Annotated in this window: 12 protein-coding genes; 3 read left to right on the top strand and 9 right to left on the bottom strand. The window is 40.2% G+C overall.

Features of this window, described 5'->3' with window-relative positions; genetic code table 11:
• Window positions 1–2: 2 nt before the first annotated feature.
• From AC2D3N_RS00805 to AC2D3N_RS00795, 3 genes are all read right to left on the bottom strand, one after another.
• Window positions 3–877 (bottom strand): IS630 family transposase gene (locus AC2D3N_RS00805; RefSeq protein ID WP_484691041.1). Its coding sequence is split into 2 segments (ribosomal slippage): window positions 3–545 and window positions 548–877, totalling 873 coding nucleotides; the frame shifts between segments, so codons are not numbered across the junction.
• Between the two features lie 47 nt (window positions 878–924).
• Window positions 925–2,058, bottom strand: coding sequence for a GAF domain-containing protein (locus tag AC2D3N_RS00800; protein ID WP_484692489.1), 1,134 nt, complete (start codon window positions 2,056–2,058; stop codon window positions 925–927).
• Complete coding sequence (locus AC2D3N_RS00795) at window positions 2,051–3,097, bottom strand: diguanylate cyclase domain-containing protein (RefSeq protein ID WP_079680348.1); 1,047 nt, start codon at window positions 3,095–3,097, stop codon at window positions 2,051–2,053. The genes AC2D3N_RS00800 and AC2D3N_RS00795 overlap by 8 nt, the downstream gene beginning before the upstream one ends.
• Before the next feature lie 385 nt (window positions 3,098–3,482).
• On the opposite strand from AC2D3N_RS00795, the gene AC2D3N_RS00790 reads away from it, so the two are divergent.
• Window positions 3,483–4,763, top strand: a complete 1,281-nt coding sequence (locus AC2D3N_RS00790; protein ID WP_484692488.1) for an HhoA/HhoB/HtrA family serine endopeptidase — start codon at window positions 3,483–3,485, stop codon at window positions 4,761–4,763.
• A gap of 47 nt (window positions 4,764–4,810) precedes the next feature.
• On the opposite strand, the gene ureA is transcribed toward AC2D3N_RS00790, so the two are convergent.
• The 5 genes from ureA to ureE all read right to left on the bottom strand — a co-directional run bounded on the left by ureA (window position 4,811) and on the right by ureE (window position 8,160).
• Window positions 4,811–5,116, bottom strand: a complete 306-nt coding sequence (ureA, locus tag AC2D3N_RS00785) for an urease subunit gamma (protein ID WP_079680350.1) — start codon at window positions 5,114–5,116, stop codon at window positions 4,811–4,813.
• 27 nt (window positions 5,117–5,143) lie between these two features.
• Entirely contained in the window at window positions 5,144–5,992 is an 849-nt protein-coding gene (locus AC2D3N_RS00780; RefSeq protein WP_079680351.1) for an urease accessory protein UreD, read from the bottom strand.
• Between the two features lie 195 nt (window positions 5,993–6,187).
• On the bottom strand, window positions 6,188–6,787 hold the full coding sequence (gene ureG, locus AC2D3N_RS00775) for an urease accessory protein UreG (protein WP_079680352.1): 600 nt from the start codon (window positions 6,785–6,787) through the stop codon (window positions 6,188–6,190).
• Between the two features lie 50 nt (window positions 6,788–6,837).
• Window positions 6,838–7,527, bottom strand: a complete 690-nt coding sequence (locus AC2D3N_RS00770; RefSeq protein ID WP_484692487.1) for an urease accessory protein UreF — start codon at window positions 7,525–7,527, stop codon at window positions 6,838–6,840.
• A gap of 195 nt (window positions 7,528–7,722) precedes the next feature.
• Window positions 7,723–8,160: an urease accessory protein UreE gene (gene ureE, locus AC2D3N_RS00765; RefSeq protein ID WP_484692486.1), complete on the bottom strand. Its 438-nt coding sequence runs from the start codon at window positions 8,158–8,160 to the stop codon at window positions 7,723–7,725.
• Window positions 8,161–8,393: 233 nt separating this feature from the next.
• Here ureE and AC2D3N_RS00760 point away from each other — a divergent pair, with 233 nt between their 5' ends.
• Both AC2D3N_RS00760 and bioU read left to right on the top strand, forming a co-directional pair.
• Window positions 8,394–9,008: a hypothetical protein gene (locus AC2D3N_RS00760; RefSeq protein WP_484692485.1), complete on the top strand. Its 615-nt coding sequence runs from the start codon at window positions 8,394–8,396 to the stop codon at window positions 9,006–9,008.
• Window positions 9,009–9,083: 75 nt separating this feature from the next.
• A complete protein-coding gene (bioU, locus tag AC2D3N_RS00755; protein WP_484692484.1) occupies window positions 9,084–10,097 on the top strand; it encodes a (S)-8-amino-7-oxononanoate synthase BioU in 1,014 nt (337 codons plus the stop codon).
• A gap of 352 nt (window positions 10,098–10,449) precedes the next feature.
• Here the strand turns inward: bioU and AC2D3N_RS00750 are convergent, their stop codons facing one another.
• Window positions 10,450–11,538, bottom strand: coding sequence for a PEP-CTERM sorting domain-containing protein (locus AC2D3N_RS00750; protein ID WP_484692483.1), 1,089 nt, complete (start codon window positions 11,536–11,538; stop codon window positions 10,450–10,452).
• Window positions 11,539–11,562: the final 24 nt, after the last annotated feature.

The raw sequence follows: 11,562 nt of genomic DNA, 5'->3' as shown, positions 1-11,562 counted from the left end.
GGTTAGGACACAAGACGCAGTACATTCTCAATTGCCTCTCGTAAGGAATCAAAGTGAGTTAATTGATGACGGATTCGACTCTTTAACCACGACCAAGAGTTCTCAATCTTGTTAAGATCAGGTGAATAGGGTGGTAAGTACAATAGTTGGCAACCTACGTCCTGAATCAATTGTTGAATTCGCCCACCTTTATGAAAGCTGGCGTTATCCATGACAACAACCTGCCCAGGTTTTAGCACGGGTAACAAACAAGTTTCTAACCAGGTTTCAAACACAATTCGATTACAAGCTCCATCGACAGTAAAAGTTGCCATCAGATTTTGGTTACACAAAGCAGCAATCATATTGACTCGTCCTTGACGTCGCCCGGACTTGAGTGCATGAAAACGTTGCCCTTTGAGATTCCATCCATAATCATATTCGTCTCGGCTATCCATGCCTGATTCATCGACGTACACAATCTTTTCGGTTGGCAAAGTTGACAATTGGGCTATGAAATCCTGCCGTTTAGTTTCATCTCGTTCTCGGTAACCATAAGTTTTTTTTTTCGTGTGAAACCAATTTTTTTTAAAGCTCTTGAAATAGTGCGAGTGCTAATTTTATCTTCCCAGAGTTGAGCCAGTTCCGCTTGGGTTTTATCCCCATAAATTTTAGCAAACTGATGAAATTTATCCCAGTCTGTAATTTTATGGTTATTACCGGGTGGTCGATTAGGCAGAGCTTTAAAATCTCCTGTTTCAGCTTGTCGCTTCAACCATAAGTCAATCGTGTTCCGACTAACATTGAGCAGTTGACTAACTTCACTTTTTTTCATCCCATCTTGTTGAATGGCTGTGATCACTTTTGAACGCAAGTCGTAACTATAAGGTTTAGCCATAGGGGAGCAAGCACAACGTCAAAACAGAACTGCTCCTATTCTATGTCCTAACCGCCTTGGCGGGCGCTATAAATGGCAATAATCGCATAGGATTTAGCTTCATACTTTTCTAAGGTTTGAATATAACAGGGGGAAAAATTGGCTTGATAAATATCATTACAAACCCTAAATATTTCTCCTCTGGTAAAATCTCCCCCTTGGGTTTCCTGTAAATAGCTATCGGTGATGGAGAGATGGGATAAATATTTGATACTACATTCACTCACATTGCGTTTAAATTCTGGATCATATTGTTGTTTTTCAATTAAAGATTTCCATTCTTCTGTTTTTGATTCCACTAAAAATTCTCCCGTCCAATCGGGATTAAATCGATAAATTACCACCCGATCTGCTTTTAAAAGTTGACAAACTTCTTGGGTTGTTGTGGTAAAAATTGTATTCAGTTGCAAGGATTGACGAATTTTATTAATAATTGCAGCTACGGCTTTTTCTCGTTCAACGGCCTGATTAACTGCTTGGGTTAAATATTCAGACTGCATTTGTAACTGTTTAACAAATTCAGCGTGTTGTAAGGCGATTCCTAAATGGGTGGCAATCTGACGGACAAATTCTATTTCCGACTCTTTCCAAACCCGGGAGCCAGAACATTGATGAATGCACAATAATCCCCATAATTTTTCCCCTTTGAGTAGGGGGGCAACGAGATTGGCTCTAATTTGAAATTGGGATAACATTTGTACATAACAACGGGGTAATTTTAAAGTATAAATGTCATCGGATACCCAAATTCTACCCTGAGTATAATAATTAATATAATGTTCCCCAAAACAATGATCTTTGATTTTTGCAGATAAAGCTGCACGGAAATGAGGTAAAACGTCCTCAGAAACAAATTCTCCCCATTCATATTTAGAATCAAAGTCAAACTTGTACATTCCTACACGATCGGCATTTAAAAGTTGACGAACTTCAATGGCTGTGGACTTAAAAATACTATCTAAATCTAAGGATTCTCTAATTTTACTGATGACAGCAAATAAGGCTTTTTGTTGTGCTACTTGATAGGGTTCTGTACTCTTATTTTTTTCGAGTTCTATGACTTGTTTTTGTAGACTGATAACTTCTTCAATTAATTGTTCTTGGGTTGCGGTACTAATGGAAATAGATGGATTTTCAGACATAGCTTTCCTCAAGTAATATAATAATACAATTTCGCCCTTGTTTTTTGGCTTGATAGAGAGCGCGATCTGCCAATTCAATCAATAATGATGGACTGGAATCTAGCCGAGGAACGAGACAGGTTATGCCTAAACTTAAAGTAATATAAGAACTAGCTTTAGATCCGGCATGAACCAGTTGTAAATTTCCTACTTTTTCTTGGATATTTTGAGCGATCATTTGGGCTTCTGATATTTGGGTTTCAGGTAAAATAATCCCAAATTCTTCCCCCCCATAACGGGCAACTAAACCGGGAGAACCGTAGATGGCTTGACTAATGGCTTGGGCGATCGCTCGTAAACAATCATCCCCCGCTTGGTGACCATAGGTATCATTATAGGACTTAAAATAATCGACGTCACACATAATCAAAGACAGGGGTTTTTGTTGAGCAATGAGCCGCTCCCATTCCTGTTGTAAATAGTGATCAAATTGCCGTCGGTTCGCCGTTTGAGTTAGTCCATCTAAATGGGCTAATCGATCTAATTCTTGGTTGAGTTTTTGCAATTCCAGTTGAGATTTTTGTAAGGCAGCTTCAATTTCTTTGCGAGCTTGAATTTCCTGTTGTAACCGTTCATTTTGGGCGATGAGTTGTTGATGTTGGGTTCGTAAAGTCAGATGATTTTTTACTCTCACTAATACTTCTTCCACCTGAAAAGGCTTAGTAATATAATCAACTCCTCCCACACTAAAAGCTTTAACCTTATCTAAAACATTATCTAAAGCACTAATAAAAATAATCGGAATTTCCGCCGTCATCGGATCGGATTTGAGGGATTCACAGACCTGATATCCGTCAATATCGGGTAACTTAATATCCAGAACAATCAAATCTGGAGGTGCTGCTTTGGCTGTTTTTAATGCCATGACTCCTTTTGTCACCCGCCTGACCTCATATTGATGTTCCATTAACATGGTGGATAATAGTCTTAAATTATCAGGTTTGTCATCAACTAATAAAATACTTCCCAAGGGAGATTCTGAATTTGCAAAATCAATCATTATCAATATTGGGGAAAAGGTTAAAATGAACTATGAATAAATTAATGTCTAAATTTTGATGATTTAAAAAATCAAAAAATCTGATCTTTAACTATTCAGATGATTTTATCAGAATTATACGCTGTTTATTGACAGATTAATGTTTCTAATTATATCAAGGATAAACCCGAATACAGCCAAGACTAAATCGACTAACCCTAGTAGTTTGTGATAAATTAAACCCATAATCCGTAAAATTACTTAATTCTGCTCCCTACTAAAATCTTCATCTCCTTGTCATATCTTTGCCACAGCAACGTCATATTCAACCTGTAACTTCAAGAATATCGGGGTAAAGCACTGAAAAGTTCTATCCCCTTAAATCCTTATAGATAGAGGTATTACAATGAAATCTGATTTTGATGCTTTAAATTCTCCCCTAGAGTCCCCTCGGTTGGAATGGACGGAAACACCCCGTCCAACTCAACGTCCGAGAACCCAATCTTTAACATCTTTATCTTTAGTTTTATTAGGGGTAGGCGCAGGAATCGCTGGGATGTCTATTCTGCCTCAACTCCAACGCCCTCAACCCACCATCCCGACGGCGATATCCCCCGTACCCCCGACCGCCCTCCCCGCCCCGGTCAGTGCCAACCCTGGGACAATTGCCACTCCTGACCTGGTAGCGACCGTGGTACAGCATTTCGGGCCAGCCGTTGTCCGAATCAACGCGACCAAAACCGTTGAAAATCAGACGCCACAACAGTCTAATGATCCCTTTTTTGAGCGCTTCTTTGGTTCTCAAATGCCCAATGCGCCTCAACAGGAAATTGTTCGGGGTTCCGGGTCAGGATTTATTGTTAATTCCAATGGTCGAATTATTACCAATGCTCACGTTGTTGATGGGGCAACAAAGGTATCGGTTGTCTTAAAAGATGGTCGTCAATTTGAAGGAAAAGTGGTTGGCACTGACCCTGTAACTGATGTTGCCGTGATTCAAATTCAAGCTAATAATTTACCGACCCTGACCATAGGTAATTCTGAGGCTTTACAACCAGGGGAATTAGCGATCGCTATTGGCAACCCATTAGGATTAGATAATACCGTAACTGTGGGTATTATTAGTGCCACTGGTCGTTCGGGAAGTGAAGTTGGCATTCCTGATAAACGAGTCAGTTTTATTCAAACCGATGCTGCTATTAATCCTGGTAATTCTGGTGGGCCGTTACTCAATCAAAAGGGTGAAGTAATTGGGATGAATACCGCGATTATTCAAGGTGCCCAGGGTTTAGGATTTGCGATTCCGATTAATCAGGTTCAACACATTGCCGATCAAATTTCCACCACGGGAAAAGTTGAACATCCCTATTTAGGAATTCAAATGGTCACGCTTTCTCCTGAAGTCAAAGAAAGTTTAAATCAAGATCCCAATAGTCCAATTAGTGTCAATGAAGATCAAGGGGTTTTGATTGCCCGAGTCGTGCCCAATTCTCCCGCCCATAAATCTGGACTACGCGCTGGAGATGTGATTATTCAAGTGGATAATATCACCGTCACTAAAGCCGATGAAATCCAACAAATTGTTGAGAATGTAACGGTAGGAAGTCAGTTAAAAATGCAAATCAAACGTCAAGGTCAACCCTTCAATTTAGACGTAAAAACCGGAGCTATCCCCATTAATCAGTAATTAGTGTAGAGACGTGCCATGGCGCATCTCAGTGTAGCACGTCTCTACTAATTGCTGATAGGATCATGAACCGTAACTAATTTTGTCCCATCGAGAAAGGTAGCTTCTACCTGTACATCATGAATCATTTCGGGAATACCATCCATAACATCTTCCCGCTTTAAAACTGTTTTTCCATAACTCATTAACTCCGATACAGTTTGCCCTTCCCTAGCCCCCTCTAAAATAGCAGCCGTAATATAAGCAACGGCTTCAGGATAGTTTAATTTTAGTCCTTTTGCTTTCCTTCTTTCTGCTAATAAAGCAGCCGTAAAAATTAATAACTTATCTTTTTCTTGCGGGGATAATTGCATAAACTTTTCTGAATAATTTTTAAGAGATTAAAGTTGCCAGACACGAGGTTTGACGATTGATTTTCCCGTATAATTTTGACGGAGCAACTGCCAAACATCCGTAAACCAGTTTATCACCTCTTGGGTCGAATTTCCCCGATAGCGACAGAGCAATCCAGATATTAATTGGGTCACTCCAGCTTGACTAGAAGCTTCTCGCTGTGACCACAATTGTCTTATACTATTAACAATATCTTCAGAAACAGGTTGTCCCACCCAAATTAAGCTGGCAATTACAGATTTTCCTGCCAGACTATGGGGACTATTCAATATTTCTTCATTTGCGATAAACCCCTGTCGATCAATCCAAACCGGACAGCCATTCTGCCAGATTTCTGTACAGGATTTCCACTGTCCTTGATTGAATATTTCTCCCCTGGCTGTGCGTCCAAATCGGGTGATTTCCCATCCCAAATAACAAGCATCGGGAGCTAAATTAACTCGGAGATCTTGACTAAAAATAGCTCCATTAAAAATAATTATTTCCCGGGGAATAAATTCTAAATAGGCTTTTTCTTGGACTTCAATTTTAATATGATTATGGGCAGTTTCTCCCGAACTTCGATAAATTTTACTGGCTGCGGGAGTGGTTAATACTACTTGGGTTTTTGGTTGTAAATTAATGGTTTGAGATAGGCGATCGCCCCCTACCATTCCTCCGGCGGTATGTAGTATAATACTATGGCAGATCTCCTGACCTTCAGGATAAAAGGAACGTTGAATTTTTAATGGAGCTTGACTATAGGCTTTTACTAACTGAGTGGAATTGTTGATTTTTTGATAATCTAAATCTAATATTCCTTGCCATTGCGAGGCATTGATTTCTAAATTTTTCATAAAAGTAGTAAGCCCTTCAGGGCTTCTTCAGGTTGTTATCATTGCTAAACTAATCATTGTACATCGTTATTAATAGTAGTAAGCCCTTCAGGGCTTCTTCAAGTTTTTATCATTGCTAAACCAATAATTATACATCGTTATTAATGTTGATTTTTACTATAACTCTAGGGAACAAAGAAAGCCCTGAAGGGCTTACTACGGGATTAAGTGGGATTTAATAAATTTAATGATAGCATCTAATCCTTGTTGAGTTTTTAAATTGGTAAATACAAAGGGTTTGTTTCCTCGCATTTTTTTCGCGTCCCTTTCCATAATTCCTAAATCTGCACCGACTAAGGGCGCGAGATCAATTTTATTAATCACTAATAAATCGGATTTTGTAATTCCTGGCCCACCTTTGCGGGGAATTTTATCTCCGGCGGCTACATCAATAACGTAAATGGTAATATCCACTAATTCCGGGCTAAAGGTAGCCGCTAAATTATCCCCACCACTTTCTACAAATAACAGATCTAAATTATTAAATTTGGTTTCTAATTGTTCAATTGCGGCTAAATTTAATGAAGCATCTTCTCTAATCGCTGTATGGGGACAACCTCCGGTTTCTACTCCTAAAATGCGATCGCTTTCTAAGGCTTGGGAATTAACCAAAAATTGAGCATCTTCTTGAGTATAAATATCGTTTGTAACCACCGCTAATTGATAGTCGGTGCGCATTTGCTTACACAAAACATCAACTAAGGCTGTTTTTCCTGAACCCACTGGCCCGGCAATTCCAATTCTTAAACCAGACATAAAATTAAGAGAAAAACTATCTAAGTTAATTATACCATAAATTGATATAATTAACTTCTAAATAATCGACTATATTGGGTTTCATGGGCCATGCTTGCTAAGGCTAATCCCCAATTACAACTCACTAAATCCTCATCTTCTAATTTTAAAATAGCCGTAGCTGTTGATTCTATTTCTGGGTGTAATTGTAAGAGTAAAGTTTGACCCATGGTTTGACCTAGGGGAATTAGTTTTACCCCAGCATTAATTAAATTAGTCGCCCAACTATAGAGATATCCCAGTAGGGCATTTTTGAGATCAAGATCCCAATAAACTGCACCTAGTCCAAATGCGATCGCATAATTACAAGGTTTGCCCACTTTTTCCGTCCAATCTTTCAAAGGAGGTAACTCTAAATCTGTTTTTTTTACCTTTTCCAAATTAACTAAAAGCTGGATTAAAGTGTTCCCCATCTGCCAACTTTGTTGTCGCAATTCGGCCGTTTCTTTCGCCGCCGTTGACCATTGATTCCAATAACTAAATTGGTTATAATCTTGATTAATCACACAGCGATAAGCCCGAACCATTAAGGCAGCTTCTAACCGAATTGCTCCATAATTCAGGTCTTGAATTAACCACTGTAATAAACTAGAATGATCAGTAATAATTTCAGTTTCAACTAAAGTTTCTAAACCCTCTGAATAACTATAAGCACCCAAGGGTAAAGCTGGACTGGAAAGTTGTAATAAATTTAAAATCATTAAAAAAAAGCCAAGATATAGAATCTTTAATATACTACCTCAAATCAGAAACTATAATAATTATTGGCATCAATATATTATACTCCCTATTACCCATTACCCATCACGAATTTAATAGGATTACGCATTAACGCAAATTAAAATCCGTGAAATCCGTGAAATCCTCTTAAATCCGTGATCCGCATTACCCAATTATTAATGATCATGTCCATAAGCTCCCCTTTCAGGATAAAAAGGAGCAATTTCTTCTTGAATTGTTAATCCTTGATGCACTAACATTGAAGATAATACAGGATCGGGGGAAAATCGTAAATAGTCGGCGGTAATTTCTAACTGAACATGACGATTTCCTAAATGATAAGCCGCTTTTAATAAATCGAGGGAATGGTTAGCCCTGACCGTAATAATAGGTTCGGGTTTAGCAACAACTTTTGCCCAAATATCTTGAGCATCAGAGGTTAATAAATCCCCCGCCTTTAAAACTATTCCCCTGGGAAGACGAAGATAATAGGTTTCACCCTCTAAAGTTTCAATATATTGACGGATTTTTGTGCGTTGTTCTGCGGTTAGAGCGAGATGAACTGTAACCTTTTGATTCTCTTTCTCTGGAACTAATTGCGTAAAAATAATCATAATTGCAGATGATTAGAACTAATCGAATAAAGTTTAACTGAATCTATTAATAAATTCCTTGTTGTTGTGCTTGTACACTGATTTCAAGAAGGGCTAAAGCCCAACAACTTTTAGATCAAAATAGGTTATTCCTTCAGATAGATGAATTTAACCCATAATTTTAGGTAAATTTAACCTAATTATCTCATCTAAATCAATTCGTTTTTAGTTGAGATGAACCTTGGGAAAAACCTATGAATAATCAACCTCGAAATCAGCCCCATTCTAATCAGGAGAATCCTGACCCCGTAAGGGATGAATCTATTCGTCAAAATGAAAGAACTAAAGTTAATAATGATATAGCTTGGAGCACATTAATTGGTATAGGAATTGCTGTATTATTATCATTAGGAATTGGTTTTGTAGTTTGGCCGAGTTTATTTAAACCCGATGACTCCAAGGCTCCAACCGTAGGGCCGGGACAATCGGAATCTAATACTCCCAAAACTCAAGCTCCAGGGCGAGATACAGTGATTATTGAGAGAAATCGAACTCAAGTTGTTCCTGTTCCCGTACAAGTCCCCCAACCTAAGCCCAATGTTAACGTAACGGTTCCCCCTGTGGCTCCTCAATCCGCTCCCAATGTTAACGTAACAGTTCCCCCTGTGGCTCCCCAACCCGCTCCCAATGTTAACGTAACAGTTCCCCCTGCGGCTCCCCAACCCGCTCCCAATGTTAACGTAACAGTGCCTCCGGCGGCTCCTCAAGCTCAACCAACAAAGGACGAAGTATTACCAGAAACCAATTCTAGTCCCACTTCTGAGCCATCTCCCCCAGCGTCTGGGGACACCAATGGGTCTGGAAATTAAAACCCTATTCCCTGTTCCGGTGTTCCGGTGTTCCCTGCTATACAATTAAAGATTGTCTAAATTCAATCAGATTTAATGAGTCCAGTAATGGTTAATACGGGTTTGTCTCCGATTCGGGTGGGAATTTTGGGATTTGGCGGGCTAGGACAGGCAGCAACACGGGTTTTAGCCCCAAAACAGCAAATGCAGTGGGTAGCTGTGGCCGATCAAAAGGGTTATGCTTATGATGGGGAGGGACTGAACCCGAATCGCTGTATTGAGATCTATCAAGCTCAAGGGTCAGTGGGATATTTAGAACCCCATGGAGTTCTGAGTAATCAGAGTATTGAAGAATTAGTGAAAACCGCCCCAGGGGTTGAGGGGTATTTTCTGGCTTTGCCGAATTTACCCAATGATTTTATGGCCAGTGTGGCTAAAACCTTTATTCAGTTGGGATGGCGAGGGGTCTTAGTCGATGCGATTAAACGCACAAGCGCCGTGGAATTATTATTAGAACTCAAAGACGAGTTACAAGCCGCTGGAATTACCTATATGACCGGATGTGGAGCCACCCCCGGGTTATTAACGGCTGCTGCTTCCCTCGCCGCCCAAAGTTATACGGAAATTCATAGCGTTAAAATTACTTTTGGGGTCGGTATCGCCAACTGGGAAGCCTATCGCGCTACCATTCGAGAGGATATTGGTCATTTACCCGGATATACCGTTGAACAAGCTAGAGCGATGACCGATGCCGAGGTAGAAGCCTTATTAGCAGAAACAGGCGGGTTACTGACCTTAGAAAATATGGAACACGCCGATGATATTATGTTAGAGTTGGCGGGTATTTGTTCACGCGATCGCGTTACTGTCGGTGGAATTGTGGATACTCGCAACCCCAAAAAACCCTTGAGTACAAATGTTCAAATTACAGGCCGAACCTTTGAAGGGAAAGTTTCAACCCATACCTTTACTTTAGGGGATGAAACCAGTATGGCAGCTAATGTTTGTGGGCCAGCTTTCGGCTATTTAAAAGCAGGAATTCAACTGCATCGTCGAGGGATTCACGGTTTATTTACGGCGGCGGAAATTATGCCTCAATTTGTTAGATAGTAGGGAATAGGGAACAAACCAATTCAGGTTTTAAGGGTTATTAAAAAAACTCAGGGAGATTAAAATTCTACCTGAGTTAAAACTGGATTTTTTGATGTTCATTATATTTTTATTAATAGATAAATGCACCTGGTACTCTGATTTTGATAGTAGTTTTATTGTTGGGATATGCAATTGATTAAATCTTGTAAATACAGCCTGAATTGGAGTTATCTACTTCTCAAATAAAGTAGCGGCATGATGAGTACCGCTACTATTTGGATAAGATGAAGGCTGAGGATCTCAACAGTATGAGACAGATATTAACGTCATTTCTGAGGAGTTTGGGATGATTAATTTAATCATCACTTTCCTAGTGAGATTGACGACGACGCGAAGCCAGCATTCCACCGAAGGCTAAAGCTAAACCAACTAATGTTGTGGGTTCAGGAACTTCAACAGGTGCGGTAGGTGTAACGACTGGAGGTACAACGGTTACAGGTACGGGAGGTGTAACGACTGGAGGTACGACGGTTACAGGTGCCGGAGGTGTAACGACTGGAGGTACAACCGGTACGACGGGTGCCGGAGGTGTAACGACTGGAGGTACAACCGGTACGACGGGTGCCGGAGGTGTAACGACTGGAGGTACAACCGGTACGACGGGTGCCGGAGGTGTAACGACTGGAGGTACAACCGGTACGACGGGTGCCGGAGGTGTAACGACTGGAGGTACAACCGGTACGACGGGTGCCGGAGGTGTAACAACTGGAGGTACAACTACGACAGGTGCGGGAGGTGTAACAACTGGAGGTACAACCGGTACGACGGGTGCGGGAGGTGTAACGACTGGAGGTACAACCGGCGCGACATAGTTACTAACATAAACATCACTTTTCCCACCAGCTACAGCAATGCCTTGAACGTGCATTCCGATTTTTAACTGATTAGCTTTTAAGCTATTAATCACGCTATCAAAGTTAGCATCAAATAGGATGCCCAACTTGTCTCCTTTATCAATTCCAGCCTTACCAGCACCTTGTTGAGTTGATGCAAAACCAAAGCTATCTACCCAACCGGAAATGTTATTAGATTGAGCTAAATTTTTATTTTCTGATGCGAAACTAACGTTTCCCACATTGAAATCTGGTGCAAACGCATTGAATTTCAGTAAGTTACTAGCATCGGAGAACTTAATCTGACTAATAAACGCATCGGATATTGCACCTGTATTTCCAAACTGGAACAGAACTTTATTAGTGTTGGTTTGGCTAACATTAAAATTGAACTGACTAAAAATGCTATCTCCGGCTGTGTCGCCACCGAAGACATTACCAAATCCAAAATTTGTTGTATTGCTTAACGTTAAACCTCCTGCTTGTGCAGGTGCCGCAACTAGGGAAACGGCAACTCCAGTAGCTAATATAGTAGAACCGATAATTTTAGATAGTGTGGTTTTCATCTGATCAGCCTCATCTTTTATATT

The sequence above is a fragment of the Planktothrix sp. PLAVEN19ND genome (assembly GCF_057220675.1).
The sequence above is the reverse complement of the archived record's forward strand: the minus strand, read 5'-3'. Positions and strand labels throughout refer to the sequence as shown.

Bases quoted from the DNA above. Each gene is read 5' to 3' on its own strand.
- AC2D3N_RS00800 (WP_484692489.1), bottom strand. From the start codon at position 2,058: ATGTCTGAAAATCCATCTATTTCCATTAGTACCGCAACCCAAGAACAA.
- AC2D3N_RS00795 (WP_079680348.1), bottom strand. From the start codon at position 3,097: ATGATTGATTTTGCAAATTCAGAATCTCCCTTGGGAAGTATTTTATTA.
- AC2D3N_RS00790 (WP_484692488.1), top strand. From the start codon at position 3,483: ATGAAATCTGATTTTGATGCTTTAAATTCTCCCCTAGAGTCCCCTCGG.
- ureA (WP_079680350.1), bottom strand. From the start codon at position 5,116: ATGCAATTATCCCCGCAAGAAAAAGATAAGTTATTAATTTTTACGGCT.
- AC2D3N_RS00780 (WP_079680351.1), bottom strand. From the start codon at position 5,992: ATGAAAAATTTAGAAATCAATGCCTCGCAATGGCAAGGAATATTAGAT.
- ureG (WP_079680352.1), bottom strand. From the start codon at position 6,787: ATGTCTGGTTTAAGAATTGGAATTGCCGGGCCAGTGGGTTCAGGAAAA.
- AC2D3N_RS00770 (WP_484692487.1), bottom strand. From the start codon at position 7,527: ATGATTTTAAATTTATTACAACTTTCCAGTCCAGCTTTACCCTTGGGT.
- ureE (WP_484692486.1), bottom strand. From the start codon at position 8,160: ATGATTATTTTTACGCAATTAGTTCCAGAGAAAGAGAATCAAAAGGTT.
- AC2D3N_RS00760 (WP_484692485.1), top strand. From the start codon at position 8,394: ATGAATAATCAACCTCGAAATCAGCCCCATTCTAATCAGGAGAATCCT.
- bioU (WP_484692484.1), top strand. From the start codon at position 9,084: ATGAGTCCAGTAATGGTTAATACGGGTTTGTCTCCGATTCGGGTGGGA.
- AC2D3N_RS00750 (WP_484692483.1), bottom strand. From the start codon at position 11,538: ATGAAAACCACACTATCTAAAATTATCGGTTCTACTATATTAGCTACT.